The 26210-nt window shown below is 39.8% G+C and carries 29 protein-coding genes; 17 read left to right on the forward strand and 12 right to left on the reverse strand.

Going from position 1 to position 26210, the window contains the following annotated elements; all coding sequences use genetic code 11:
• The first annotated feature begins 160 nt into the window (after window positions 1-160).
• The 15 genes from CKO50_RS11085 (at window position 161) to CKO50_RS11150 (ending at window position 11639) form a co-directional block, all read left to right on the forward strand.
• Window positions 161-1147, forward strand: a complete 987-nt coding sequence (locus CKO50_RS11085; protein WP_095728194.1) for a flagellin — start codon at window positions 161-163, stop codon at window positions 1145-1147.
• Window positions 1148-1301: 154 nt separating this feature from the next.
• The gene (locus tag CKO50_RS11090; RefSeq protein WP_095728195.1) at window positions 1302-2285 is read left to right on the forward strand and encodes a flagellin; all 984 of its coding nucleotides are present in this window, start codon (window positions 1302-1304) and stop codon (window positions 2283-2285) included.
• A gap of 78 nt (window positions 2286-2363) precedes the next feature.
• Window positions 2364-2771, forward strand: a complete 408-nt coding sequence (locus tag CKO50_RS11095; RefSeq protein ID WP_095728196.1) for a flagellar protein FlaG — start codon at window positions 2364-2366, stop codon at window positions 2769-2771.
• 20 nt (window positions 2772-2791) lie between these two features.
• A complete protein-coding gene (gene fliD / locus CKO50_RS11100) occupies window positions 2792-4216 on the forward strand; it encodes a flagellar filament capping protein FliD (RefSeq protein ID WP_095728197.1) in 1425 nt (474 codons plus the stop codon).
• Between the two features lie 15 nt (window positions 4217-4231).
• Window positions 4232-4660 carry a flagellar export chaperone FliS gene (gene fliS, locus CKO50_RS11105; protein WP_095728198.1) on the forward strand — a complete coding sequence of 143 codons (429 nt, stop codon included), beginning with the start codon at window positions 4232-4234 and terminating at the stop codon, window positions 4658-4660.
• Complete coding sequence (locus CKO50_RS11110) at window positions 4635-4940, forward strand: hypothetical protein (RefSeq protein WP_141240135.1); 306 nt, start codon at window positions 4635-4637, stop codon at window positions 4938-4940. The genes fliS and CKO50_RS11110 overlap by 26 nt, the downstream gene beginning before the upstream one ends.
• Before the next feature lie 17 nt (window positions 4941-4957).
• Entirely contained in the window at window positions 4958-6520 is a 1563-nt protein-coding gene (locus CKO50_RS11115) for a 6-hydroxymethylpterin diphosphokinase MptE-like protein (RefSeq protein ID WP_095728200.1), read from the forward strand.
• A complete protein-coding gene (locus CKO50_RS11120; protein ID WP_095728201.1) occupies window positions 6517-7050 on the forward strand; it encodes a hypothetical protein in 534 nt (177 codons plus the stop codon). Before CKO50_RS11115 ends, CKO50_RS11120 begins: the two co-directional genes overlap by 4 nt.
• An 85-nt stretch (window positions 7051-7135) precedes the next feature.
• Window positions 7136-7240 (forward strand): hypothetical protein, encoded by a 105-nt coding sequence (locus CKO50_RS25120; protein WP_368665262.1) that lies wholly within the window; start codon window positions 7136-7138, stop codon window positions 7238-7240.
• On the forward strand, window positions 7227-7496 hold the full coding sequence (locus CKO50_RS11125; protein WP_095728202.1) for a hypothetical protein: 270 nt from the start codon (window positions 7227-7229) through the stop codon (window positions 7494-7496). The genes CKO50_RS25120 and CKO50_RS11125 overlap by 14 nt, the downstream gene beginning before the upstream one ends.
• Window positions 7497-7501: 5 nt before the next feature.
• Window positions 7502-8041 carry a hypothetical protein gene (locus CKO50_RS11130; RefSeq protein WP_095728203.1) on the forward strand — a complete coding sequence of 180 codons (540 nt, stop codon included), beginning with the start codon at window positions 7502-7504 and terminating at the stop codon, window positions 8039-8041.
• A gap of 135 nt (window positions 8042-8176) precedes the next feature.
• A complete protein-coding gene (locus CKO50_RS11135) occupies window positions 8177-8842 on the forward strand; it encodes a bifunctional 2-polyprenyl-6-hydroxyphenol methylase/3-demethylubiquinol 3-O-methyltransferase UbiG (protein WP_095728204.1) in 666 nt (221 codons plus the stop codon).
• Between the two features lie 5 nt (window positions 8843-8847).
• A complete protein-coding gene (locus CKO50_RS11140; protein ID WP_095728205.1) occupies window positions 8848-9351 on the forward strand; it encodes a GNAT family N-acetyltransferase in 504 nt (167 codons plus the stop codon).
• On the forward strand, window positions 9344-10663 hold the full coding sequence (locus CKO50_RS11145) for a DUF4910 domain-containing protein (RefSeq protein ID WP_217989649.1): 1320 nt from the start codon (window positions 9344-9346) through the stop codon (window positions 10661-10663). The genes CKO50_RS11140 and CKO50_RS11145 overlap by 8 nt, the downstream gene beginning before the upstream one ends.
• Window positions 10656-11639 (forward strand): GNAT family N-acetyltransferase, encoded by a 984-nt coding sequence (locus CKO50_RS11150; protein WP_095728206.1) that lies wholly within the window; start codon window positions 10656-10658, stop codon window positions 11637-11639. The genes CKO50_RS11145 and CKO50_RS11150 overlap by 8 nt, the downstream gene beginning before the upstream one ends.
• Window positions 11640-11887: 248 nt before the next feature.
• Here the strand turns inward: CKO50_RS11150 and CKO50_RS11155 are convergent, their stop codons facing one another.
• Genes CKO50_RS11155 through pseB form a run of 12 tightly spaced genes read right to left on the reverse strand, consistent with a single transcriptional unit; the run spans window position 11888 to window position 23410 of the window.
• Entirely contained in the window at window positions 11888-12580 is a 693-nt protein-coding gene (locus CKO50_RS11155) for an acylneuraminate cytidylyltransferase family protein (protein WP_095728207.1), read from the reverse strand.
• A 2-nt stretch (window positions 12581-12582) separates the two neighbouring features.
• On the reverse strand, window positions 12583-13746 hold the full coding sequence (locus tag CKO50_RS11160) for a pyridoxal phosphate-dependent aminotransferase (RefSeq protein ID WP_095728208.1): 1164 nt from the start codon (window positions 13744-13746) through the stop codon (window positions 12583-12585).
• Window positions 13747-14442: an RraA family protein gene (locus CKO50_RS11165; RefSeq protein ID WP_095728209.1), complete on the reverse strand. Its 696-nt coding sequence runs from the start codon at window positions 14440-14442 to the stop codon at window positions 13747-13749.
• The gene (locus tag CKO50_RS11170; RefSeq protein ID WP_095728210.1) at window positions 14439-15083 is read right to left on the reverse strand and encodes a bifunctional 2-polyprenyl-6-hydroxyphenol methylase/3-demethylubiquinol 3-O-methyltransferase UbiG; all 645 of its coding nucleotides are present in this window, start codon (window positions 15081-15083) and stop codon (window positions 14439-14441) included. The genes CKO50_RS11165 and CKO50_RS11170 overlap by 4 nt, the downstream gene beginning before the upstream one ends.
• Entirely contained in the window at window positions 15076-15840 is a 765-nt protein-coding gene (locus CKO50_RS11175) for an amidohydrolase family protein (RefSeq protein ID WP_095728211.1), read from the reverse strand. The genes CKO50_RS11170 and CKO50_RS11175 overlap by 8 nt, the downstream gene beginning before the upstream one ends.
• Window positions 15827-17032: an ATP-grasp domain-containing protein gene (locus CKO50_RS11180; RefSeq protein ID WP_095728212.1), complete on the reverse strand. Its 1206-nt coding sequence runs from the start codon at window positions 17030-17032 to the stop codon at window positions 15827-15829. The genes CKO50_RS11175 and CKO50_RS11180 overlap by 14 nt, the downstream gene beginning before the upstream one ends.
• The gene (locus CKO50_RS11185) at window positions 17025-18020 is read right to left on the reverse strand and encodes a hypothetical protein (RefSeq protein ID WP_095728213.1); all 996 of its coding nucleotides are present in this window, start codon (window positions 18018-18020) and stop codon (window positions 17025-17027) included. The genes CKO50_RS11180 and CKO50_RS11185 overlap by 8 nt, the downstream gene beginning before the upstream one ends.
• Window positions 18001-19056, reverse strand: a complete 1056-nt coding sequence (pseI, locus tag CKO50_RS11190; RefSeq protein WP_095728214.1) for a pseudaminic acid synthase — start codon at window positions 19054-19056, stop codon at window positions 18001-18003. Before pseI ends, CKO50_RS11185 begins: the two co-directional genes overlap by 20 nt.
• A 10-nt stretch (window positions 19057-19066) precedes the next feature.
• The gene (locus tag CKO50_RS11195; protein ID WP_217989650.1) at window positions 19067-20377 is read right to left on the reverse strand and encodes an aminotransferase class III-fold pyridoxal phosphate-dependent enzyme; all 1311 of its coding nucleotides are present in this window, start codon (window positions 20375-20377) and stop codon (window positions 19067-19069) included.
• 12 nt (window positions 20378-20389) lie between these two features.
• The gene (locus CKO50_RS11200) at window positions 20390-21250 is read right to left on the reverse strand and encodes an aldo/keto reductase (protein WP_095728215.1); all 861 of its coding nucleotides are present in this window, start codon (window positions 21248-21250) and stop codon (window positions 20390-20392) included.
• A complete protein-coding gene (gene pseC, locus CKO50_RS11205; protein WP_095728216.1) occupies window positions 21241-22398 on the reverse strand; it encodes a UDP-4-amino-4,6-dideoxy-N-acetyl-beta-L-altrosamine transaminase in 1158 nt (385 codons plus the stop codon). Before pseC ends, CKO50_RS11200 begins: the two co-directional genes overlap by 10 nt.
• A gap of 10 nt (window positions 22399-22408) precedes the next feature.
• Window positions 22409-23410 (reverse strand): UDP-N-acetylglucosamine 4,6-dehydratase (inverting), encoded by a 1002-nt coding sequence (gene pseB, locus CKO50_RS11210; RefSeq protein ID WP_095728217.1) that lies wholly within the window; start codon window positions 23408-23410, stop codon window positions 22409-22411.
• Between the two features lie 223 nt (window positions 23411-23633).
• Between pseB and CKO50_RS11215 the strand changes: the two genes are divergently transcribed.
• Together CKO50_RS11215 and CKO50_RS11220 are read left to right on the forward strand one after the other, a co-directional pair.
• Complete coding sequence (locus CKO50_RS11215; RefSeq protein WP_095728218.1) at window positions 23634-24410, forward strand: flagellin; 777 nt, start codon at window positions 23634-23636, stop codon at window positions 24408-24410.
• Between the two features lie 148 nt (window positions 24411-24558).
• Entirely contained in the window at window positions 24559-25998 is a 1440-nt protein-coding gene (locus CKO50_RS11220; protein ID WP_095728219.1) for a sigma-54 dependent transcriptional regulator, read from the forward strand.
• Window positions 25999-26210: the final 212 nt, after the last annotated feature.

Genomic DNA, 26210 nt, shown 5'->3' on the forward strand with positions numbered 1-26210 from the left:
TATTTTTGGCCTGCTATTTGCTTGTTACTAGTTACAGTAAATTCTGGCGTCAAAGTGGCAATTGGTTGCCTTAGTTGGTTGAATACCCGATGCATAAGTGCCGCTTTGTCATTTAACTATCTATCAATTAGATATTGATTTGACAAAAAGAGAGTGAATTATGGCTTTATATGTAAATACAAACGTTAGTGCTATTAATGCACAGAGACAGCTAACTAACTCGGGCAATGAACTAGATACATCTTTCAAACGCCTGTCATCTGGTATGCGTATTAATAGTGCTGCTGACGATGCGGCTGGTTTGCAAATTTCTGATCGTCTTCAATCTCAGATTATGGGGTTGAACCAAGGTAACCGAAATGCGAATGACGGGATCTCATTGGCACAAACAGCTGAAGGTGCAATGGATGAAATCACTTCTATGTTCCAGCGTATCCGTACGCTATCTCAGCAGGCAGCAAATGGTTCCAATACAGATGAAGACCGGTTGGCAATTCAAGAGGAAATTCGACAGCTGTCTAATGAAGTAAACCGTGTCGCAAGCGATACCACCTTTGGTGGGCAAAACCTTTTAGATGGTTCTTACAAGGCTAGTTTCCAAGTTGGGGCGGATGCAGTCCAGACTATTGGCTTTAGTATGCAAAATGTCGGTTCTACAGCGAATGGACCTAATTCCCTTTCCGCTGGTGGCGGTTTCACCTTGTCAGGAATTGCTAGTGTTGCGAGTTCAGTAACTGGTACTGCAGGTACCTCAATCGCTTCCCTTTCGGATCTGAGCTCAGTTGGTAGTAGTGCTGTTGTAGGAAGCTCTTTTACATATACTGGCGTATTTCAAGCTGATAATATAAGTGTTTCATCACAGTCCAACGCTCAAAGAGTCCTAGCTGGTATGGATGCCCTGATTGCGGTAGTAGATAAGAAACGAGCAGAATTAGGTGCGGTTCAAAATAGGTTTCAATCTACGATTAGAAACCAAGCAAACATATCAGAAAATTTATCTTCAGCGAAATCTAGAATAAAAGATGCTGATTTTGCGCTAGAAACAGCGAAGCTTACGAAAAATCAGATTCTACAACAGGCCAGCCAGACGATATTGGGCCAAGCTAATCAGAGACCGCAGGCTGCATTAAGTCTTCTGCAAGGCTAAAAAATTTAAACTTTTTTTCATTTAGACTAAAGCTTTCACTTTATATGACGATAACAGAGTTAGAGAACTATAACTTTAGGACTCTAACTTACTATTACTGCTGGGTAGGGGTATCCCGTAGTAATAGTTTAACCATTATAAAGCGGAGGCTACTATGGCTATATATGTAAACACGAATGTGAGTTCTCTAAATGCACAGAGACAACTAATGAATTCTTCTAATTCATTAGACACTTCATTTAAAAGGTTGTCATCAGGTTTTCGGATAAATAGTGCCAGTGACGATGCTGCTGGTATGCAAATATCTAACCGACTGTCTAGTCAAATTAATGGATTGAATCAGGGAATTCGAAATGCCAATGATGGTATCTCTCTATCACAAACTGCAGAGGGGGCGTTAGATGAAACAACGCAAATGTTTCAGAGGATTAGGACGTTGGCACAACAGGCTTCTAACGGCTCCAATACAGATGAAGACCGCTTAGCAATTCAGGAGGAAATAAGATCTTTATCTGAGGAAGTAAATAGAGTTGCAGCAGACACTACTTTCGGTGGACAGAATTTACTGGATGGCACATATAATGCCAGCTTTCAAGTTGGTGCTGATGCGGTTCAGACTATTTCATTCAGCATGGAAACTGTTGGTACAACTGCTAATGGGGCTAACTCATTAACAGCAAGTGGTGGGTTTACTTTGTCTGGATTGGCATCAGTTGCAAGTGCTGTTACTGGTACGGCGGGTACTTCGTTGGCATCTTTGAGTGAGCTAAGTTCTGTCGGTAGTAGTGCAGTTGTTGGTAGTTCATTTACTTATGCTGCTGTATTTCAAGCTGATAATATTTCAGTATCATCGCAGTCTAATGCACAAAAAGTATTCGCGGGTATGGAGGCTTTGATCGCCGTTGTAGACAAAAAACGTGCCGAATTAGGTGCTGTTCAGAATCGCTTCCAATCAACGATTAGAAACCAAAGTAATGTATCTGAAAACCTTTCATCAGCACAGTCACGTATCAGAGATACTGACTTTGCCATAGAAACTGCAAACTTAACAAAGATGCAGATCTTGCAGCAGGCAAGCAGCTCGATTCTTAGTCAGGCAAATCAGAGGCCTCAGGTAGCCTTATCTTTACTTGGCTAATTATCAGTAGCACTTACGCTAAGTTTCGATCTCTTTAAACTTGGCGTATACTCTTTATAGGCTTTACAGGAGGTCTAGATGAGTGATGTTCAAATTTCTCAAGGGCTAAACTATTCAGTTGATAGCCAACTGATTAAGCAGCCAAAACAAGAGTTAAACAATGAGCGTGGTATTACTCCAGATAGAGTAAAACCTGAAGATTCACCTGAGCATAATGGCAAAGGTGCTAGTAGTAATGAACAGTTAATATCAGAAGTTAAAGACAATTTAGCGAAATTAAACGATGTTATTCCCGTTACGGCTACGAACTTACAGTTTCAACTTGATGAGGAGGGTGATCCCCCTGTTGTTCTTGTTTTAGATAAGTCTAGCAATGAAGTAATTAGGGAAATTCCTTCAAAAGAGTTTAGGGAAGTCGCTAAGGCTTTGGAAGAGTTTGCCGATAAACTTACAAAGCGTGGCGTGTTATTTGATAGAACCGCCTGATATAGATTTGGAGGTAGATTATGCCACTTATTACATCTGCGGGTGTTGGCTCAGGGCTTAATTTAGAGTCAATTATAAAAGCTTCTGTGGATGCGGAAAACGTACCCAAGATGCAAAGGTTTGCTGCAAAGCAAGAATCACTGAAAGTTGAGTTGTCTTCTATCGGTGAAGTTAAATCTGCCATTTCAAAACTTAAAGACACAATTGAAAAATTAGCGGACATCGATAACTTTGGCAAGCGAATCGCGAATATTCGTCAACCAGATGGTGCTGAAATAATCAGCGTGACACCAACGTCAGATATTTCTACAGGTAATTTCAAGATTGCTGTAGAACAATTGGCGCAAGGAAGCCGAGCCGTTTCTGCGGACGGTGCTTTTGCTTCAGCCGACGCAGTTGTTAGTGCAAGTGGTGGTACTTTGTCTTTCTCAGCAGGTGCGGATAAATCATTTGATTTAGAAGTAACTGCTGGAATGACTCTGGCTGAGTTAAGAGATGCTATTAATGCATCAGATACCAACTTCGGTATCACTGCCAATATTATTAACACAGGTGATCCTGATATAGGCTCCAAACTTGTTTTTACGTCAAATGTCAGTGGCGATGGAAACGACCTCGTGATTACAAGTGATACCGCTGAGCTTGATGCTATTGAAACATATGACGAGACAACAAACCCTTCCGGTGGCATGGTAATTGCCGATGCGGACAAAGCTCAAGATGCAATCATAACAGTAGATGGCCTCGTAGTTAACAGCGATACAAATACATTTAAAGACGCTGTTCAAGATATGACGATAAGGGCACTCGAGGTTAGCCCTGAAGATACATCTGGTACAAAATTAACAGCTAAATTGGACGTAGATTATGACAGAGAGTCTGTCACTAAGCTCGTCGATGAGCTGATTACAAACTACAATAATCTTGTTGGAATGATTGGCTTGCAAACTCGAGTCGGAAAGCCTCTAAATGGTGATGCTTCGATGAGAGCATTGAGTGATCAGCTGGTTTCTACTCTGGGTTCTACGTTGACTGATGCTGGACCATTTGAGTCAGTATTTGACATAGGGCTTGGCGTTAATAAAAAAGGCTATTTAGAAAAGTCATCACTAGTTCGCAGCTTGAATGAAGCTATGGATGATAATTACGATGATATTGGTACAGCATTTGCAGGTGAGAATGGTGTGGCCAAAAAATTAGAAGAGTTGCTCGGAAACTATGTCGATTCAAATGGACTTATAAAACAACGTGAGACTAGTTTAAATTCTCAACTTGATGATTTAGAGGACGATGTCATAAACCATCAAGAACGTATAAAGTCATTTGAAGCCAGCTTACGCCAAAAATATGCGGGGCTAGATGTGCTTATCGCGCAAATGAAGCAAACTCAATCTTATTTGGGGGCTCAACTTTCTAATCTTCCTGGCTTTACTAAGTCCAAGTAATAGAGAGGATTGAACATGTATAATGCAAAAGTTAAGAATTATCAGAGAGAAGCGCTTAAAACTCGAGTGGCGGGTGCAGATCGTTATGAAATTATTCAGATGTTGATGTCTGGTGCGATTGAGAAAATGGTGCTCGCCAAAGTCACCATCGAGAAAAAGCATTTAGAAGCCAAGGCCGAACATATATCAAAAGCTTCCGCAATAATCGATGCATTAAGAGGGTCGTTAGATTTTAATGTCGGTGGTGAGGTTACCGAAAATTTGTACGCATTGTATAGCTATATGCTGGACAGGCTTCTTGAAGCGAGTGTCAAAAATGATCCAGACATAATTGATGAAGTTTCTAATTTACTCAAAGAAATTAAGTCGGCGTGGGATGCTATTCCAGTAGAGGTTAGACAAGAAACGCTTAAGCAAAATGGCAGTAGTGCTGATGCAGGATAAGGTAAAGCATATCAATCAGGGGATCACTGAGGTAGGTAAATGTATTACAGAAGGAAATATTAAAGATGCTATGGAAAAGTTCTCAGAACTTGATATTTTATTAGAATCCATATCAGATCAAAATAGTCTTACCCCTGAAGTATTAGTTTCCCTTCAGGTTGTCTATCAGGAGCTAGAGAAAGCAATACATACTGCTACTTTAAAGCAATCTTCAATCAAGAAAGAACTTAAATCAGTGATGCAAAGCTCCAAAGCTGTGAAAGTATATAAGTCAATTTAGCACCTCTAGAGACGATTATGAATTATAATACCAGTGATATTAATGAAGAGTTAAAAAATATTGAGGGCAAGCTAAGCAAGTCTTTAAATAAACACTCTCTTGAGCTTAAGTTTACACAAAAGGCAAACTTATTATACGAAAAAAACTTACTTGCCTTTAAAAAATACTTGCCAGAAATCTATGAAAGGTTTGTTAATTTTCTCCCTAGTGATGAGTTTGAGCTTTTTATCGAAGATAATGGTGATGCCAATATCGTAGATTACGCAACTAAAGTACCAATGTACTCCAAAACGCCTGTTAAGCAAGTTAGTAACCAAGTAAGCAATGCCATAGAGTCACCTATTTTTTCGAAAATAAGTTATGAGTACCTCGAAAAAATGGAAAATAAATATGACTTTATTCATGTAGAGCTTTTAAAAAAAGCTGGTAAGGTGTATTCAAAAGCACAAAAAGAATTAACTGAAAATCGTGTTATTGAAGGTAAAGTGCCTAGCGTTGTGATATTTGGTGTCGGCTTAGGTTATCATCTAGAAAAGATTTTAAAACACGTGCCTAGTACATATATCAACCTTTTCGAGCCTGAAGAGGACTATTTTTACGCAAGCTTATTTACTTTTGACTGGTCAAATTACCTCGAGAATATTAATGAAGCAGGCTCTTTCCTGTATATCAGTATAGGAGTCTCTGAGGATGAAATCTATCAGGATCTATATAGCAGAGCACAAGACCAAGGCCCATTTACAATCTCAAATTCGTGGTTTTTTCAACATTACCCTTCTCAATCTATAGATAATATTATTTATAAACTTCGGGATAATTTTCATGAGTTTTTTATGGGATGGGGTTTCATCGACGATGCTTTCATGAGTTTGGCACACAGTTGCGAAAATGTAAACAGACAAATTCCTTTTTGCCATGCCCATAGTACAACAGTAAATGATTACAAAGACTTTCCCGTCGTAGTTGTTGCCAATGGCCCATCTCTGGATTCTGAAATAGAGCTTTTAAAGAGCATTAGAGAGAAGGTCATCATCGTTTCCTGCAATTCGGCGAGTACTGCATTAATTAACAACGGTATTATTCCGGATTTCCACGCTGCCTTGGAGCGTTCTCGTGAAACATATGATTTTCTCAAGGCCTTTTTGCCAGAAAGTGCTAGAAAGCAAATGTCTTTACTTACTGTGAATGTTATGCATCAAGATGTAGCCGAACTTTTTGCTTGGGCTGGTGCTGGGTTAAAAGGCAGGGAAGCTGGAACTAGCTTACACCAAGTCTCGGAAATTCTGGAAGGAAAAACCGCGAGTGCTACTTTGCCATTTTGCAATCCATTAGTAGGTAATATGGCCTTGAGTTATGTTGTGACTTTGGGCTTTAAAAATATTTATCTATTTGGTGTAGATAACGGCTATGTTGACCCTTCACATCACCACTCAAAGTCAAGTATGTATTATAATAAAGAGGGGGATACAGTTTATCAGCCGTTACACATTGGCTCGAAGATGGTCATTCCTGGTAACTTTGGTCAAGATGTAATTGNCACTTTCTCTACTCGGGTAAAGTGCAAATGGAACGCCTTTTGAAAACAGAAAGAGCGAAAGGAGTATATTGCTATAACTGCAGCGGTGGGGCGAAAATCGAAGGTGCTTTACCATTACATTCATCTGATTTAATTATTGAAAATCAAAGTGTTAGTAGGTTTGATGTGGTCGAGTACGTGAAAAATAGCCTTTTCTATATTCCTGATACTGACTTTAAAATAGAAAAGCATTTAGATTTTGAAGGCTTTGAGAAACTTTGTGAAACGCTAATTGATATTCTTTCCGAGCCAGTTAATTCAAGGACTGAGGCGTATGAACAAGTTATAAAACAAGTACACTTACTCATTTCCTTGAAAGAAACTCAGTTCAGCCATCACTATATGGTTTTGGAGGGGGAAGCGCTTTACTTAAACTCTATAATTATTAATATGTTATTTAATTATGGAAGTTCACAAAGCGTTTTGCCTTATTATCAAGAATTAAAAGGCGTCTGGTGTGACTTTTTGGCTTCAGCACCTAAACTTTATCGAGAGAACTGGAATAAGTCTAGCGATCATACTTTTGAAGTCTAGAACGAGGTAATTACTAATGCGAAAGCAGAATGTTGTTGTGGTTGGTGGGGGTCTTTCAGACTTATTTGCTGTAAATAAGCTTACTATGAATCAAAATCTCAATATTACTTTAATTGAAAGCAGCTCAAGCTGTGGCGGACTTCTTAATTACTTCCAATCTGAAAAAGGTATCTATTATGATCATGTATGATCATGGGTTGTTTAAGCCCGCTATTTATAAGCTTTATGGAAGCGATGTGGATTTATCGTCCATTCAACCGAAAGTTGGTTATTTTTATCTTGATAGAGTCGTAGTTTTAGATGACATAACGACTGAAAGCTTCAAGAAAATACCTAAGTATGATGAAAAGCTTGCCTATAGTTCTATTAGATATTATTCAGGCAAAGTTACTGATCAGGAATGTTACTTGCGTCCTAAAGATAAAAAAGAATACAGTTTTGGATAGGTAAGATGCAAGAAAGAGCTGTTAGAAATGGAGTAAACATTCTTACTTCAACTGAAGTTCAACAGGTTAATGTATATAAAAAGAATGTAACTAGTATAATCACTTCTGATGGTGAAGTTTACAACAGCGATCTAATAATTTGGACTGCTCCACCATCAATACTATTAAAGCTTAGTAATATCGAGTGCAGTTTTAATTATAAACCTGTTTTAAAAACTGCAAACCTCTTCCATTACTCTTTCGACAAACCCTTACTTAATTGTAATAATCACTACGTTTGGAACTGGGACAGAAACTATAGAACGTTTAGGTTAACTTTTTACAATAATTTTACCAGAAATACGACTCTCGATAATAATAGTAAGGTGACTGCAGAAGTTCTATCTAGCCCTGAAGAGAGCTTGCACATCAGTAGTGAAGATATATTGAAGGAATTGCGTGATATGGAAATTATCGGAAAAAATCATCGCTTAACTGACGAATCAGAACAGGTAATACATAATACTCTATCCAGTACCAGACAAAAAATTAAAAATATTGTCTAATGAAATTCAAGGTAAGGTAGAAGCTGAGCTCGAAAATGTTATTATTGCTGGGCGGCATAGTGGTTCTGTCTGGCTGACGTAATTAAAGCCATAAATCATGAGATTGAGGCGCGCATTTTTTAATTAGGAGACAACATGGGATTTTCACCAGAGTGGAACGAGTTATACAAAAACAACAAACATTTTTCCGTATGGCCATGGAGTCAACTTGTAAGTTTGTGTCTTAGAAACACTGATTTAGCAACTACTGGAAGGGCTTGCAAAGTGCTGGAGGTAGGGTGTGGAGCTGGAGCTAACTTACCTTTTTTCTTAGCCCACACCGATAAAGTTTATGGTATAGACGGTAGTGAGCATATTATTTCATCACTGAAACAAAAGTTCCCACAACTTGTTAATAATTTAGAAGTAGCAGACTTTACAAGCTTTATACCTTTTAAAGAGAGTTTTGATTTAATAGTAGATAGGGCTGCTTCTGTTCACAACGACACACCTTCAATCAGAAAGTATCTAAGGTTAGCGCATACGCATCTTAGTGATGGTGGCTATCTCATCATAACAGATTGGTTTAGTACAAAACACAGCCACTACAGTGGCGGTAAACCCTTTGGTGATAATGGTTATGTCCGAACAGGTTATAAGGAAGGGCCGTTTTCTGGAGTTGGCAAAGTTCACTTCTTCGATAGCGAAATAATTAAGGAATTAACGGAAGATTTTGAGCTTATTCATTTAGAGCATACAAGTTTAGAAGTCTATGGCACTGACCAAAAAACTACAGGGTGGAACATAGTATTAAAGAAGTAGGTTTTATGATCTCCACAAAAAGATTTTTCTTAAATGAGCTAAGGCAAGAGCACGCAACAAAGCGATACTTATCTTGGCTAAAAGGAAGTGAAGCTAGGTATATAACTAATACTAATTTTAGCCTTGATGAGCTAAGAGATTATATTGAGCAATTCAGACTTGATGAGAGCTGTTTTCTGCTAGGAATATTTGATAAAGCTGAAGGGGTACACATAGGCAATGTGAAATTTGAGTTCTTAAAAAAGGATAAAAGTATTGTTGAGATGGGGATCCTAATTGGTGAGAAATCTTATCAAGGAAAAGGTGTTGCTGCTGAGGTGATTTGTGCATTTGCAGAATATGCCAGCTCGGAGTTTGACACCGAATTAATGGTTTTGGGAGTTAGTAAAAATAATACGCGTGCAATATCTGTTTATCAAAAGATAGGCTTTAAACCTGAGCAGAGACCTCTGTCAAAAATTGATAGTGAGGGGGGGCTGTTAATGTCTTGGAGCATTAAGAATGATTAAATCATCAAGCTATTTCATGAGTATTGCTAGCGAAATGCACCATTGGGCCAAGCAGTTATTTCCAATTTGCAGAAGTATAACTGGCGAGGGTGTTAGGGAAACACTTGAGTTTATCAAAAATGAACTGCCGAATCTTCAAGTACATTCAGTGCCAACTGGCACGAATGTGTTTGATTGGACTGTTCCTCAGGAGTGGCTAATCAAGGATGCTTTCGTAGTTGACCCGAATGGTGAGAAAATAATAGACTTCAAGCACAATAACCTGCATGTAATGAGCTATTCCATAGCTGTTGATGAAGAACTAACTCTAGATGAATTGCAAGAGCATCTTTACTCATTGCCTGAGCAACCAGATGCCATACCTTATGTTACCTCATATTATGCTCCAAGATGGGGTTTTTGCCTCACTGACAAGCAAAGAAAACAACTTGGTGAGGGAATCTATAAAGTACACATTGACTCTGAACACTTTGATGGCGAGCTAAATTATGGAGAACTCTATTTAAAAGGAGAGACTGAGGAGGAGGTTTTAATTTCTACATATATTTGCCACCCTTCAATGGCCAATAATGAACTATCCGGGCCTGTTGTATCTATGGCGCTATTTAGGGAATTACAGAAATTAAGCTCTAGAAAATACAGCTATCGCTTTGTTTTTGTCCCAGAAACAATCGGAGCAATTACATTCTTGTCAGAAAGGCTCGAAGAGATTAAGAACAAAACTATGGCAGGTTATGTTTTAACTTGCATTGGAGACGATAGGAATTTTTCTTATCTACAATCAAGGGCAGAGTGCACACTGTCTGACCGCGCAGCAATACATATGTATAAACATTTTGCACCTAATTATCGTTTATATAATTATTTATCTAGAGGGAGCGATGAAAGGCAATATTGTGCACCAGGAGTTGACTTACCTATTGGCTCAATAATGAGAACAAGGTACGGAGATTATCCTGAGTATCATACCTCTTTGGACGACTTAAACCTTGTAACGGAGAGTGGACTAGCTGGAGGTTTAGAGTCTGTTTTTCGTGCTATATGTTTAATTGAAGCCAACTCGACATATGAGGTGACAGTACTTTGTGAGCCGCAGTTGGGTAAAAGAGGGTTGTATCCAACTTTAAGCAGTATGTCACTTGACTATACGGATATCAGAACTTTGACTAACTTTATTGCTTATTGCGACGGCAAACGTGATTTGATATCCATTGCTGAAAAAATTGATGTAAATGCACTTGAATTAATCTCAACTATTCACATGTTGTTAGAAGAAGGTTTGATTAAAGAAGTTGAGGGAATGCATGGCTAAATTGGACAAGTATAGAATGGTTGCTTGCGCTATCGATGAAAGTTGGGATTCTTTGGTTAGATCTTCAAATAATTCAACCCCATTTGCTTTGTCTTGTTTTATTAACTCTTTAGATGGAAATTTTTCAGCTTTTATATGTAAGAAAGGAGATGAGGTAGTCGCGGGATGCTTGTTAGCCCTTGATAGTCTCTCACAGAATGTCATAGGACATGAGTTAGTTGTTCACGACGGGATATTTGTAAAAGAATTAAAAGACTTAAACCAAGCTCAGAAGAGCTCTGAAGAGTTTAAAGCCTTGCAATGTATTGCCGAGTTTTTGGTTGATAATTACTCAAGTGTTCAGGTTGCATTATCCCCACTCTTACAGGATATTCGGCCTTTCCAGTGGGTACACTATCATGATGATAAGCCTATGTACGTGGAGTCGATTCGGTATACATGTAAAGCTGATATCAAAGAGTTCAAAGAGCTTAAGCAACCTTCAATGTATAGGTTATATGAACAAGCGTCTGTATCAAGGAGGCAAGCAGTTCGTTACTCTTACCGAGACCAAGTTGTCGTCAACGAGTCTGTAGATGTAGAAGCATTTTTGAATTTATATTGCAGAACTTTTGAACGGCAAAAAATTAAATTAGATGAAAATATCCTGCCGCAAATGCGCAGGCTCCTAACGAAATTATTAAAATCTGAAAATGCACTGATGGTTGAAGCAAAAACTGAATGTGGAAGCTTAGCGAGTATGGCGGTGTTTGTTTGGCTCGGAAATACTGCATATTACCTTTTTGGTGCGAATGATTTTGCATATAGAAATACTTCCACAGGGACTGCTGTTTTATGGCAAGCATTTACAATACTTGCGAAATTAGGTATTGAAGTAGTTGACTTTGAAGGGGTAAATAGTCCTGATAGAGGATGGTTTAAACTTAGTTTTGGTGCTGTAATTAGTCCATATTACTGTTTAAGCTATCAATGGTAGATAGCTTCTATATTAAAAGCAGAATTTCTTGAGCTACAGATTTTTTGTATGGCATTTCAATTTTATATTTTGCTAATCTATTAATTGCTATATCTTGTATCAAACGTTTGAGCTTAAACGTGTAGCGAATTGAGCTGGTGAGCTTTGTTTGCTCTAGATAGAAGGAGCTTTTCCATGATTTGCTATTTGCAAACTAGTTACGGGCTTTGATTGGAGAGCTCCTTCTAGCAACACAGTAGAATGACATTCTATCTCGATATTTCGTATTCACTATAGCTTTCTTCAAGTCGATGCCAGTCATCCATGGTATCAACATCAATCGCTCTATTTGCTTGTAGCACAATCGGGGCGATAGGTGTGTGCTCTAAGAACATATTGTGTTGCTTCATTGTTTTATAATTAAACACGTAAAAGTTACCGCTATCAATATATGACTTAGGCAAGCTTTTCGTCTGCGCCAGGTAGGCATCAGGATGCAATGGAGATAAGTGGCCTGTCTCATCTTCGATGAGTGCCAACATAGGATGATGAAGATACTCGGTGACGCTCATGACTAAGTTGTGTTGACCTTGATTGAATTTATCAATTCCAGCGGAATACTCATGGGGTTTTATAAGTGCGGAAGTTGCCAAGGTAAAAAGCACATCAGTTGAGCTAAAGTGTTGGCCAAAGCGATCCAAGTCATATTTAACAAGGTCCATAAACCCAGTATCATCACCACTTAACGTTGATGTTCTTGATGATAGTGTGACCACCTTATCATATTTATCAACTAGTTGTTTTACCTCATCACTGTCGGTGGAGACAGCTACACCTTGCAGGTTGGGACACTGGAGCAGGTTTTCAATGACGTGGCAAATAATGGGCTTGCCAGCAAGGTGCTTTATATTTTTTTTCGGTACTCGCTTTGAGCCGATTCGAGCTGGTATGTATGCAAACATGATTAAATTTCCAAGGCTATAAGTATATCGAGTGCTGTCATGATATCGCTCAGATTTGTTGAGAAAGTAAAACGAATAAAATCATGATAGTTTTCGCCAAATGCGTTGCCGGGCGTAAGCGACAGCTTATGTTGCTCTAACAGCAACTCACAAAACTCGATAGCGCTGAGATTAAAGCGGCTGATATTTACCCAGATATAGAATGTGCCTTGCGAAATGCTGGTACTTTTCTCTAACCAAGTGCCCTGAATTTTATCAAGAATTTTAGCTCTTCGATGAGCATATGTATCGACTTGCTCGGTTTGCAATTTTGCTACTTGAGGGTCTTGTAATGCACATACTGCGGCAAGCTGTGAAGCTGGGTTGAGGCAGGTACTTTGAAATTGTAGTAATTTATTAACTTGTTTCGCAATCTCGGCGTTGGAATATAGATAGCCTACACGCCATCCTGTCATTGCATATGACTTTGAGAAACTAAATACTGAGATGATCTTCTGATAATCAGGGGCAACGGCTTGAATACTGGTATGGGTCGTGTTGAATATAATGTCTTCATAGACTTCATCACTAATGATGTATATATCCCTTTTTCTGCAAATCTCAGCAAGCTCTTTAAGTAGTGGAACTGGGTACATTGCTCCGGTGGGGTTGTTTGGGCTATTAATTATGATGGCTTTTGTTTTAGTGCTCAATAGCGATGCTAATTCTGTGAGATCAGGAATGAAGCCAGCGGACATCTGAGTTTTTAAAATCTTAACCTTTGCCCCTGCAAGTAGCGCATCACTTTGGTACGCGAGCCAAAAGGGAGCAATTAATACAACTTCATCACCAGGGTTTATAATACTAGCCAACGATAATTGAATCGCTTGAACTGCTCCATGCGTAATACTTACGTTGGTGCTATGCGCTTGTTTAAATTTATTTTTTTCTATTAACTTCATTGCAACCGCGCTTTTTAGCTGAGCTAAGCCTGAGCTTGCACAGTAATGTGTATTGCCATCATGAAGTGCTTTGATGAGCGTTTGCACTATGGGCTGCGGGGTTGCAAAATCGGGGTCGCCAGTTTGTAATTGTAGTACAGGTTTACCATCGGCAATCATTTCTCTAACACGGTTGGCAAGAGCGATATTAGTAGATTCTCCCATCAAACTTAACAGATTATTCATTTATGAGCCCTTTAATGATTTAAGCTGTTGTATGTGCACCTCACTAAGCAATGACTTCTCTTCTAAATAAGCCTTTTCACAGACAATTTTTTTAGTATCCCATTTAAGAGTATCTAAACAAAAAAACCAAATATCTTCTTGTATTTCAATTGTGTGTAAGCTCTCTAATGTTTCTTCATTAATTCTATCTTGCTCAATGATAACTACGCCACCATCATCACACACAGCAATTGCACCTTCATATTTGTTTAGATATGCTTGTTGCTTTGCTTCAGGGAATGAGCCTTTATCTTGATTAACGCAGCCAATTGGTGTGGTGCCTGTACACCAAATACTCATTCTTTGCCTTTTGACGGCTGCTATATCTCTCAAAAAACCATCCACCACAAGTGCTTGTGCTTCTTTATAAAGCAAACAATACTTACTCACTAACTCACCCAGTACTGCTTTATTGTCACATTCATGGGTCAGTACGAGCGCGATTTCGTCCTTTTCTATCGCGCGGACTTGGTCATGAACATGATAATTAGACCCATGACTGGCAAAAATGCAGCGGACTATACCGACTTTATGTTGCTCTGGCGTTACAGGTAACACTTGTTCTAATGCACCAGTCTTTCCCAAAGCATCTGCAACCTCTGTTGTAGAAACCCGATTACTCTTTATGTAGTCCACAATTTTAGCTTTAATACTCATATGTTTCTCCCGGGTTTAAAAACTTGCAATGTGAATTCCCATAATGGATAGTTTTGATCCAATACGAATTTATTTGTTAAAGGTTTGATCCAGCCTAAGATATCTAAGCTATTGTAGTGAAAGTTTTTATCGAGTTGGTAATCAACTTGATCAGATAAGAAATTGAATGCCATCGTCTCATGTACTATAGAGAAAGTTTTAGTGATGACTCGCTGAGCATGAGCCAAATTATCGCTAATTTTATAACTTAGCATGCCAGAGCTGAGCGCTATATCAATTTGTTTATGCTCGTTTGCATCAGCGAACTCAAATATATCACCAACGAAAAACTCAACATTATCCCGCCCTGAAAACCGAGAGCTTGCTTGTTCTATCATTTTGTCTGCGATGTCTATTCCGACATATCGGTAGTTTTGTACTTGGTTAGCATCGAGAAAATGCACCAAGTCACCTAAACCACAGCCAATATCTAAAATAGTTTTGTTATCTAGTTTTAATGTATTGATTAACCGTTCAAATCGTAAAAATTGGGTGGCTTGATCTCGCCAGCCAACAGAGCCAATACAATCACCTTGGGCATAGAAGCGGTCGTTATAAAAGTTTTTGATTTGTTCGTAATCTTCATTGTTCAATTCAGTCACGGATCAAATCCTCAAAGTTTTGTATCAGTATCTTTTCGAGTGCTTCGCCTTGAACATTATATTTTTTGAACTGTTCTAAGCTTTGTGTTAAAGAATCGCTTAATGAACGATCAGGGTAGTCAGAGCCATAAAAAATGCGATCGTATCTCATGCTTTTCATCGCATACATTAGGTCATCTACCACGCTGCTGCCTCGGTAATACAATAGTGAATAAGAGCAATCCATAAATACATTCGGTAAGCGCTTTGCCAGCATCATAAAATCAATGACTTTATGTCCGCCCATATGAGCCCAGATAAATGAGGTGTCTGGACAGGCTTTAGCTAGCCGGGCAAAAGCAAGAGGATCAAAGCCTTGCATCAAAGCTGTGCCATCTGGAAATGCATCTAATAATACAGGTGCGTTTAGCTCTCCTGAATATCGGCATAATGTAATGACTCTCTCATCATCGGGTGAATATTTTTGTAGCCTCGGGTGCAGTTTGAGCCCTTGATAACCAAGCTTACTAATTGAAAGTGAAAGCGCTTGTTTAGCATCTTCATCCATAGGGTGAATATTAACAAAGGGAATAAATTTGCCTTTGCCGCTAAGCGCTTTAGCTAACTCTTCTTTACTCCAAGGCTGAATTTGTAGGTGAAGTAGCACCGCTTTGCTAATGTTTGCACTGGTCATTTGATGTTCGAGTTCGTTTATGGCCTCATCTAATTTTGGGAATTGCCATGAGTTCAAGTGTAAATGAGCATCAATTACTTTCATTGGGTGTTACCTCATAACTTATCGTTGTTAGGGCTGTTTGGTGCAGTTTTTGAGTGTGCTCACTGTTAACGCCAGATGTTAATAAATATCCTAATCTGGCTCCATCGCAATTAGCTGATGTCACTTTATCACCAATTTCAAAGAAGTTACCTCCTTCACAACCTTCAATATTTGCTAGCTGTTCAAAATTGGCAATAGCGCTTATTGTTCCTTCACTGCTTGGGAAAAACTCTAAAATAGCGTGTTTAGGTGTAAACGTTTCAAGCTTTGGTTGCTCACCACACGCAATTCTTATTGTCAATGGCACGATTTCCAAACCCGTAACTTTAGGAATTAAAGACTCGAAGACTAAAAAGCCGCCCCCTCTACCAGCCACTTCAACAATGGTGATATTATTTTGAGCATCTAGTAATATTTCTGCGTGGCCAATGCCATCAAAATAGCCAAGGCTACTGTATGCGTTATTAATCGCGTTGTGAATTTTATCTAATAATTGCTCTGAAAATGTCGCTGTTTCTAGTTTGTACGCTACCGTATAGTTACTTTGTGGTAATTTACTTTTTTCGGTGATTGCAAGAATGGTACTTTGCCCATTTATTTGTAATGACTCGACGGTATACTCTTCACCTGTCACAAATGCCTCTAATATAACTTCTTGGCTTTTGGAGTGTTGCAGTGCACTTTGAAAAACATGCTCTGTTAATTGTGCTTTATCAGTTAATTTTTGTACCCCCCGACTGCCAGCTGAATCTACAGGCTTAATGATAGCGGGGAAAGGGATTTGATGGGCTTGTTCAACAAGAGCATCAAAGTTTGAGCTACATATAAAACTTGGGTTGGCCAATGATGGGATATTCTGCCAAGCTGACCTTTGTAGTTTTTTACTTGTTAACCGCTGACTTATAACAAGACCTGGGCCTGGTAAATTGAAATGGTCGACTATCAACCCTGCCAATGTCATACCTGCATCAGAGCATATGCTTAGGCAACCGGCTATAGATTTATTGCTAAGGGCTGTCAATATTTCTTGTATAGCGCAAAACGGCTTACAAATTACTTCATCGGCATATTTAAAACCAAGTGCACTTTCATCACTATCAATGGCAACTACTTTATAGCCAAGGCGCTTTGCTGCTACTATTCCACACAGTTGCCAGCGACCAGCTGTAACTGCTACAAACCATTTACTCATAGTGCTCCACTTTTTGAGTTTGCTTATCAGCAATTAGCTGTTCGCATAATTTTAGGATTCTGTTCACCCCGTAGCCATCAATGGTATTTTGCTGTGAAACTGTCATTTTTTGCCTTATCTGAAAACCTTGTACTTGTTGCCATGCTTTTTGATAGTCATCATCAGCATCAATTGCTAGTTCATAGTGAGCGATATCATTGATAAACATTTTTTCTCGCTCATTCTGTGCGCGTACGATACAGGGTGTACCAAGGTATGACAGCTCAAAAAGTGACGTACCACAACCACAAAATGCTAAATCTTGATTTGACATATAGTGTGCTAACTGGACAGGCGCGCTGTGAATATTCACAGTTGCTTTCTTTGAGTTTTGCATGTCACAAACCTGCTTGTAAAGCGGGTTTAGTGGGCCTAAGATTACTGTGATATTTAACTTTTTATCCAGTGATAACAGGAATTCCAGCGTAGAAAGCGTGTACTGGTTTGGATCGCTACCGCCGTACATAATCAATACATTGTGAATTTGTTGTTGAACCTTTTTGGGGGTTCGGTAGTTTTCGAACTTTGGTGCAATGATTGCGAATTCTAGCCCCGCGACAGCTTTGCATTGCGCTTCACTAAGCTTGGCAGGAAGCGACTTCAAGTTGATTATCAAGTCTGCGGGGGCTGTATTTTGGTAGTGGTCTAAACTGACAACACAGCAGGAAAATTGTTTTTTAGCTTGTTGTATCTCGAGTACTGGAGCATCCAGTTGATCACTTATAATAATGTCACATTGTGTTAGTTGCTCGATACTGTGGATAATAGTGACATTAGTTAAGCGCTCATCAACTATGTCCAAGCCTTCTGGCAAGAGCAAATAGCTTTTGTTATGTTCGCTATATGTGGCAATACTTAAGCAGCGACTAACATGCCCAAAGCCGACTGCTCTGCCACATATAGGCGCAAACAATATGGTGCATGTGTGTTCATTGGTCAGTGACATCATCTAACGATGCTCTTGTTGCAAACGACAGTTCACGCTTGGCCTTCTTTCCCAGCATATTGGGTAAGTATTTTGGGTGTAACCCAAGGCTCGGGCGCACACTTTTGATATTCTCCAGAGTGATAGTTTCACCTTGTTTAATATCTTTGCTGTAGTATAAAGAGCGTCTTCCCCTTAAACTTTGACGAGCCGTCTTGGTTAGCTCATAGGTTACTTGGCCAAGCGCACTTTCAGTATTGCGAACGTTTTTTACCAAGTTTGCAAACTCTGTTGCCGTTAATGAAAAAAAACTATCGACAGATTCATTATCATCATCCAGCTTTATATGCTTTTCAATGAACTTAGCACCCAACGCTACGGCTGCAATTGGTACAGTATCTCCCTGTGTATGGTCAGAAATACCTACAGGACAAGAAAACCTCTGCTTCATATCAACAATTGTATTTAGGTTAACCTCTTCATAAGGGGTGGGGTAAGCACTTGTACACTTCAAGAGAATGTACTGTGAGCAGCCATGCTTTTTTAAAGTTGATACTGCCAACTCAATATCATGCAATTCGGCAACTCCGGTAGATAAAATAACGGGTTTTTTAGTTTTAGCGACACATTCTAGCAAAGCTAGATCGGTTATCTCAGGAGAAGCAACTTTATACGCAGGGGCATCGAGAGATTCAAGTAGTTCTACAGCGGTTGCATCAAATGGCGAAGAAAAAAGGGTTAGGCCGAGTTTCTTCGCTTCTGCAAATAATTGTTCATGCCACTGCCAAGGAGTATGAGCTTCTTCATAAAGCTCATAGAGGTTTTTATGCTTTGCCCAAGGGCTTGTGGTAGGTAGCTGAAAGTCCTCAGTGTTGGCGTTTAGGGTAATGGTTGATGCTCGATAGGTTTGCAGTTTAACAGCATCAACGCCTGCAGCTTTAGCTTGGCGTAAAATCTCTAGAGCATCATCGATGTTACCACCATGGTTACCTGACATTTCAGCAACAATATAACAAGGAGATTCGTTGCTAATTTGTTTGCCGGCAATTCTTAACTTCATAACTTTTTGCCTAATTTAGTCGTTTAAATCCACTTGTTGCTGGTGTTACTTGTGTTTCAAAGAGTCCACTGTCAATGGCTTTTTTTAGTTTTTCAAAAGCATTATCCACTGCCGATAAGTAACCATCTATATGAGTCTGAGTGTGTGCATACATTGCATAATATAAGTTTGATGCTAGATAGCCTTGTTTTAACATAAGCTGTACAAAGTAAGACTTCAAAGTCATAAAGTTATCGTATTGCAAACCAAAGTGGGCGAGGGCAGGGATGCCACCGATTGAAATTTTTAAGCCGTGCTTATTTGCTAATTCTTGCCAACCAGACATGACTTGTTCGCCCATATGCGCTAAATGTTTTTCCACTTGGTTTTGCTCAAAAGTACGGATGGTCGCCAGCGCAGCGGCTGGACCTACACGTTCTGTCCACATGGTACTAGATATAAACGAATCTTGGCTGTGCTCCATCCATTTTTTTTTGCCGATGATAGCGGCGATTGCGTGGCCATTTCCAAGTGCTTTGGAAAATACGGCAATATCTGGTGTTATACCCAACTTTAGGTGCGCACCACCACAGTTGAGCCTAAAACCCATAGATATTTCATCGATAATCAAAGGTACGCTGTAGTCTTTACAAAGCTGCTCTACTTTTGGCCAATAGTCTTCATCAGGCATATAATTGCGAAAAGGTTCCATTACAACACCAGCCATTTCATGCCCATGTCGTGCCATTATTTTTTCAAGCTCTTCAATATTGTTATAACCAAATGGTATGGAGGTACCTGCCAAGCTTTTGGGCACTCCTTTGGGCGCTAACCCTGGAATGAGATGATCATTTAAGGCTTTATCTGAGCTGACATTAGCGGCTATGTACCAGTCGCTCCAACCATGGTAACCACAAAATGCGATCTTTTCTTTGCCTGTTGCTGCTCTAGCAATTCTTACTGCGACCGACATAGCCTCCCCACCACTGCGGGTGTATTTGACTTGTTCAGCCCAAGGGTGGAGTTGTGTTAACAGCTCGGCTAATTCAACCTCTTCAGGACAATTAAGCGAGCTACTTACGCCGTTGTTGATCGCATCAATCACTGCTTGGTTAACTTCTTCTGTTGCATAACCTAGCACATTCGCACCGATCCCTGCGATGCTCATATCAATATATTCATTACCGTCCAGATCCCATATTGTTGCTCCTGTTGCCTTTTGATAGTAGGTTGGCCATGCATCTGGAGAGAACATGTCAGGTCTTTTAGATAGGAGTTGAGTTCCCCCAGGGATCAGCTGCTTTGCTTTTCCCAGCATTTTATTACATTTATCAAGTTTCAATTTGTTTCGCACCTATAATTTCCAATTGACCGGATTTATAAAGTTTTCATCTTCTGTAGCTAGGCTAACAAGTTGACTATGATCAATATCACATTTGTTATAGCTATTAATAATATCGGCAAGTTGCCCAAGAGAATTAGCACCAATTACAATTCTATCAACACTATTTAAGTGTTTTGCAATCCCTAGACATAACTCTATTGGGTTGGTATCGAGCGAGGCGATCAGCTGCTTGTAATGTCCAAACCAGTTTTTCCACGGTTCGAAGTAGTCAGGTATACTTGTCATTAGCAACAACCCTTGTAGAAAAACTGAGCGTATATGCACTTCACAACCATTTTGCTTTAACTGATTTAGCAGCCCAGTATTTAAGGCGCTTTGATCTGCTACATTAAGTGGCAATTGCACGATGTCTAGCTGATTGCTTTTACACAAATTTAAAATAGGTTGTTGCGAATAAAAAGATGCACCAACCTTGGTAGCAAACTGTGAACGCTTTAATTCTTGAAGTAGTACATCACATTCAGGCTTTAATAAATCTCCGGCATTATGCAGCATAATGGCATGCAGCTGGGTAACATTGAGTTGTTTGACTGTGTTTTCGACCTCTTGCAAGCAGTTGTCTATGTCAACGGTAGCTAAACGCTCGCCTTGTATCGGTTTGAGTTTACTCACCACTTTGAATGGGGATAGGTCTCTTTTACCCAAGCGCTCAATGGCGTTACCATATGCTGTGGCAGTATCTAATAAATCAATGTTATGCTTCGCTGCCAAATTAAGTATGGAATCAAGCTCACTATCGAGGGTCTTACCTTGAGGATTATTCACACCATAGTCCAGACCAAACTGAACAGTACCTAAAGCTAATCGCATAATGCTTGCTGTAGTTCCTTTATAACTAATGTTTGCTCTGGCTTCGTCATCGTTGGAAATAGAGGGATGGTGATAGCCTGCTGGTAGTACATTTCAGCATTAGGAAAGTCGCCAGCTGAAAAACCAAGCGCTTTGTAATAGGGTTGTAGATGAATAGGAATATAGTGCATATGAGCGCATATTCCCCTCTTTCTAAGGTGGCATATCAGTGCGTTATGAGCCATTTTAGCTTGCTTGTGTAATCGAATAATAAATAGGTGGTAGCTAGAATAACAGTTAGAGTCTTGCGCTAAGTGTTCGACGGGCAGCCCAGCGAGGTGTTGCATGTAGTGTTTAGCGTATTGATTTCTAATGGTTACGAACTCGTCTAACCTTTTGACTTGACTAATTCCAAGAGCAGCTTGTAGCTCAGTCATTCGATAATTAAAGCCAAGCTCTAGTTGTTGATAATACCAAGGGCCATGGCTAGGTTCGGTCATATCTTCTTGTTTATTGGTTACACCATGGCTTCTTAAACGCTGCATTGATTTATTTAAATATGCGCAATTGGTTGTTGCCATGCCACCCTCGGCAGATGTCACAATTTTGACGGGATGAAAGCTAAAGATTGTTATGTCTGAATACTGACATCCCCCTACCGCTTTGCCCTGGTACTTTGCTCCAATTGCATGTGAAGCATCTTCGATAATTCGAATACTATATTTTTTTGCCAGCTTATGGATGTTTTCCATGTCACAAGATTGGCCCGCTAGATGTACAGGAATGATGACTTTGGGGAGTTTATTGAGTCGTTTAGCCTCAATCAGTTTCTCAGCCAGCTTTTCAACTGACATATTGCCCGTCTCTAACTCAATATCGACAAAATCAATGTGTGCGCCACAGTAAAGAGCGCAGTTAGCCGACGCAACAAACGAAATTGGTGACGTCCAAACATAATCGCCTTTACCAACTCCAATTGCTAAACAAGCAATGTGTAACGCCGATGTTGCACTATTGGTTGCACACGCATATTTAGCTTCACAATAATCCGCTATAACTTTTTCAAACTCAGGCACTTTTGGGCCTTGAGTAAGCCATTGAGAGTGTAAAACTTCAATCACCGCTTCAACATCTTGCTCACTGATATTTTGTTTACCGTAAGGGATCATAATTTATCGCTCACTGCAGCGCATTTTTATTAAATTCAATAATCTCATCTACGCTTAGGTAGTGGTTATTATCAAGGGAGTTGTATTCAAAACCCGATTGCACAGGTCTGCCTTTTTCCCCTAAAGCATTAGTCGTGAAGTCATTGCTTCTACTACTAAATTTTATACCTGGGGCGATGATAAAGTGGTCGTCATACTCATATGTATCAAAACAAAGATCGGAAGGGCACATAACTTCATGCAGTTTTTCGCCAGGCCTAATACCAGTTACTTTTTGTGGGAGGTGAGAGGCCATTGCTTCTGCTAAGTCGGTAATTCTAATTGAGGGTATCTTGGGTACAAAGATTTCGCCACCCAACATTCGCTCAAAATTCTTAAGTACAAAGTCTACTCCCTGCTGCAAGCTAATCCAAAAGCGAGTCATATCCGGATGAGTAATAGGTATGTGATCTTTGCCTTCATCAATAAACTTTTGGAAAACTGGGACAACAGAGCCTCTAGAACACACAACATTACCATACCTAACAACAGAAAAAGTCGTTTTGTGACCGCCTGCAATATTGTTAGCAGCAACAAATAACTTATCAGAAGCAAGTTTTGTCGCACCATATAAGTTTATAGGGTTTGCAGCTTTATCAGTCGAAAGAGCAATGACTTTTTCTACGTTATTATCAAGGGCGGCATCAATCACATTCTCTGCACCATTAATATTAGTTTTAATGCATTCCATTGGGTTGTATTCAGCGGCAGGCACTTGTTTTAACGCTGCGGCGTGAATCACATAGTTAACTCCGCGCATTGCTCGACGCAGCCTGTCTTTATCGCGTACATCACCGATGAAATATCGCATACAGGGTTGGTCAAATTCTTGTTGCATTTCGAACTGTTTTAGCTCGTCGCGCGAAAATATGATGATTTTCTTTGGCTTATAACGATCTAACAATGTTTTGACATATTTTTTGCCAAAAGAGCCTGTGCCGCCGGTTATTAATATGGTTTTATTATCAAACATAGGGTGTCCACCTACAGGTGCAATCAAAACTTTACAGTATCGGGTATCGAAACTGCTTTAGATATCTTATCGATACAATAAATTAGCTACTACTCAATACTTTATATCACTTCTATAGGTTTTGCAGTATTTATGCCAGCCATTGCAGGAAATTTAACGACTATGGTGACTTTTTGCTCACAATAGCGTAAATTTGACCTAATAATAGTGAATGGGGGTATATATGAAAGTCCAATCACAAAGTACTGCTTTTTTTAATCGCACGGAGCAGACTGCTAATAAACTCAATCAACAGCTGGCTTTTGGTAAGAAGGTTAATTCTGCTGCAGACGATGCTGCAGCTTTGCAGATCATTAATCGTTTGACTTCTCAACAGGACGGCTACAGTCAATCTATTCGTAACGCATATGATGGTATCTCGTATTCGCAAACTGCTGACTCGGCATTATCGGGTGTGAATGATGCGGTTTCCCGGATTAGAGAATTATCGATTCAAGCTGGTAATGGGGCGTTGACAGATAGTGACCGTCAAGCATTGCAAGAGGAAGTATCGCAGCTGCAAACGCAAATCAGTGAAACGTTTGAAAATACTACATTTGGCGGCGCACAAATTTTTGATGGTGAGTCTCGTAGTTTTCAGGTAGGTCCCGATGCTAATACTACTCAGTCGCTACAGCAGACTGATGGTGGTTTTGCCAGTGCAATATTGAATGTGGACATATCGACGCAAGCGGGTGCCCAAACTGCCATTGATGCGGCAGATACAGTCTCTGAGGNCCAACGCGCTGAGCTTGGCGCATTTGAAAATGCGGTATCTAGTACAATTCGCTCTGCGAGTAACCAACGTGAGAACATTGCAGCGAGCCAAAGTCGAATTCAAGACACCGATTACGCGCAAGCGGTGAGCGATCAAGTTGCCAACGATATTTTGTCACAAGCGTCTATTGCTTTGCGTGGTCAAGCTAATCAGTCTGCATCATCGGTACTAGGTTTATTGTAAATTAATACCAAAGTATTGATATAGAACAGCTCTGGTGGCGATTTTTTGGCGTTAATGTCAAAAAGTTGCCACTTAGGTATTGCATCCCCCTTAATCTCTCTTACAATCTAACTATTGAAAAAATTTTAAGTAGATTGGTTCTCAAGCAATGGTCTTGATCTTAGATAACAACAACAAAAGAGCGATCGGATTAGGTACGGCACTTAGTTTTGTCGGCCAAGCAAATGAAGTGCTGGCCGAAGAGCGTTATGAGGCCAAGATCCTTGATAATAACCAAGAACCAATTTTTGTGCTAGGCGCTTTGCAAAGCTTAACACATGAAGCATTGATAAAATCTCATCCCGCCGTCCCGTTTTTATTAATAGGTGAAACGCTCAGGCCGCTACTTGCATTACCGAATGTGATAGGGCTCATCACCGAACCCTTTGGGCAAGACGTGACAATGCAATTGCTACATGACTGTCAGCAATACTTGCGTATGCTTCCAAACAAAGAAAATAAGCTTCAAAATAAGAGCTTTGATGGCTTAGTTGGGGAAACCGAAGCGGTTAAAAATGTTCGTTTCTTGATTTCTCAAGTGGCTAAAACCGACGCCAATGTCCTTATTTTGGGTGAATCGGGAACTGGTAAGGAAGTGGTTGCACGTAACGTGCACTTATTGTCTAAACGTGCTCAAGGACCATTTGTGCCAGTCAACTGTGGTGCTATCCCTGGTGAACTGTTAGAAAGCGAGCTTTTTGGTCATGAAAAAGGCGCGTTTACTGGCGCGATTTCAGCCAGAAAAGGGCGCTTTGAACTCGCGCAAGGTGGTACGCTTTTTCTCGATGAAATCGGTGATATGCCACTGCAAATGCAGGTGAAATTGTTACGAGTTTTGCAAGAACGTACCTATGAACGAGTCGGGGGCACAAAGCCTATTCAGGCGGATGTTCGTGTGATTGCCGCAACGCACCGTAATCTTGAAACCATGATTGAAGACGGCAAGTTTCGCGAAGACTTATTTTACAGACTCAATGTATTCCCCATTGAAAACCCCTCTTTAAACGAGCGTGCGGAAGATATTGCGCTACTGCTAAAAGAACTAACACGTAGAGTAAATGAACAAACGGGCAATTCGGTTAAGTTTACGGATAGAGCCGTAGACAGCTTAAAGTCGCACGCTTGGCCTGGAAATATTCGAGAGCTTGCAAACCTTGTGGAACGAATGGTGATTATGTTCCCAGACAAGGTTGTCGATGTGACGGATTTACCACAAAAGTACCGCTATATAGAAGTCGAAGCGTTTGAACCTGAATATCCAGAAGAACTGTTAGAAAAAGATGCGTTTAATGAACTATTTAGCGATGGCTTTAGTGACGACGAAGAGGACATGGTAGCGGAAGATTTTGCGCCGCAAGCATCGAATGTTGGCATACTGCCAGATGAAGGGATAGAGTTAAAAGAATATTTAGCAGAGCTTGAAATTGATTTGATCACTCAAGCTTTAGAGCGCTACGATTATGTGGTTGCTCGCGCGGCTGAAATCTTGGGCGTTCGCCGTACAACATTAGTTGAGAAGATGAAAAAGTATAATCTCAATCGTGACTGATAGTTCATCAATTACTACTTAACCTGAACTCGGGATAAGAAGTAAGTTAATCCACTAAAATCACTAAAATCACTAAATTCAAAAGCGAAGTATCACTCTAGCCAGAAGTTATTTCTTAATACAAGGCAAATTTGTGCGTCAATAGCTGGCCTATTGCAAGCAAATTTAACGCAGTAGTAAGGGATAACAGCTGCTAGAGAACAAGTTGTTAT

Origin of the sequence: Pseudoalteromonas sp. HM-SA03 (assembly GCF_002289345.1) — a bacterium.
Lineage (GTDB): Bacteria > Pseudomonadota > Gammaproteobacteria > Enterobacterales > Alteromonadaceae > Pseudoalteromonas.

Coding starts and splice junctions, on each gene's coding strand:
- CKO50_RS11165 (WP_095728209.1), bottom strand. CDS start 14,442: ATGAGTATTAAAGCTAAAATTGTGGACTACATAAAGAGTAATCGGGTT.
- CKO50_RS11130 (WP_095728203.1), top strand. CDS start 7,502: ATGCAAGAAAGAGCTGTTAGAAATGGAGTAAACATTCTTACTTCAACT.
- CKO50_RS11185 (WP_095728213.1), bottom strand. CDS start 18,020: ATGATGTCACTGACCAATGAACACACATGCACCATATTGTTTGCGCCT.
- CKO50_RS11125 (WP_095728202.1), top strand. CDS start 7,227: ATGATCATGTATGATCATGGGTTGTTTAAGCCCGCTATTTATAAGCTT.
- CKO50_RS11180 (WP_095728212.1), bottom strand. CDS start 17,032: ATGAGTAAATGGTTTGTAGCAGTTACAGCTGGTCGCTGGCAACTGTGT.
- pseC (WP_095728216.1), bottom strand. CDS start 22,398: ATGATCCCTTACGGTAAACAAAATATCAGTGAGCAAGATGTTGAAGCG.
- CKO50_RS11220 (WP_095728219.1), top strand. CDS start 24,559: ATGGTCTTGATCTTAGATAACAACAACAAAAGAGCGATCGGATTAGGT.
- CKO50_RS11140 (WP_095728205.1), top strand. CDS start 8,848: ATGATCTCCACAAAAAGATTTTTCTTAAATGAGCTAAGGCAAGAGCAC.
- CKO50_RS25120 (WP_368665262.1), top strand. CDS start 7,136: ATGAATCAAAATCTCAATATTACTTTAATTGAAAGCAGCTCAAGCTGT.
- CKO50_RS11175 (WP_095728211.1), bottom strand. CDS start 15,840: ATGAAAGTAATTGATGCTCATTTACACTTGAACTCATGGCAATTCCCA.
- pseI (WP_095728214.1), bottom strand. CDS start 19,056: ATGAAGTTAAGAATTGCCGGCAAACAAATTAGCAACGAATCTCCTTGT.
- pseB (WP_095728217.1), bottom strand. CDS start 23,410: ATGTTTGATAATAAAACCATATTAATAACCGGCGGCACAGGCTCTTTT.
- CKO50_RS11095 (WP_095728196.1), top strand. CDS start 2,364: ATGAGTGATGTTCAAATTTCTCAAGGGCTAAACTATTCAGTTGATAGC.
- fliD (WP_095728197.1), top strand. CDS start 2,792: ATGCCACTTATTACATCTGCGGGTGTTGGCTCAGGGCTTAATTTAGAG.
- CKO50_RS11085 (WP_095728194.1), top strand. CDS start 161: ATGGCTTTATATGTAAATACAAACGTTAGTGCTATTAATGCACAGAGA.
- CKO50_RS11200 (WP_095728215.1), bottom strand. CDS start 21,250: ATGCGATTAGCTTTAGGTACTGTTCAGTTTGGTCTGGACTATGGTGTG.
- CKO50_RS11090 (WP_095728195.1), top strand. CDS start 1,302: ATGGCTATATATGTAAACACGAATGTGAGTTCTCTAAATGCACAGAGA.
- fliS (WP_095728198.1), top strand. CDS start 4,232: ATGTATAATGCAAAAGTTAAGAATTATCAGAGAGAAGCGCTTAAAACT.
- CKO50_RS11135 (WP_095728204.1), top strand. CDS start 8,177: ATGGGATTTTCACCAGAGTGGAACGAGTTATACAAAAACAACAAACAT.
- CKO50_RS11155 (WP_095728207.1), bottom strand. CDS start 12,580: ATGTTTGCATACATACCAGCTCGAATCGGCTCAAAGCGAGTACCGAAA.
- CKO50_RS11110 (WP_141240135.1), top strand. CDS start 4,635: ATGGCAGTAGTGCTGATGCAGGATAAGGTAAAGCATATCAATCAGGGG.
- CKO50_RS11150 (WP_095728206.1), top strand. CDS start 10,656: ATGGCTAAATTGGACAAGTATAGAATGGTTGCTTGCGCTATCGATGAA.
- CKO50_RS11145 (WP_217989649.1), top strand. CDS start 9,344: ATGATTAAATCATCAAGCTATTTCATGAGTATTGCTAGCGAAATGCAC.
- CKO50_RS11160 (WP_095728208.1), bottom strand. CDS start 13,746: ATGAATAATCTGTTAAGTTTGATGGGAGAATCTACTAATATCGCTCTT.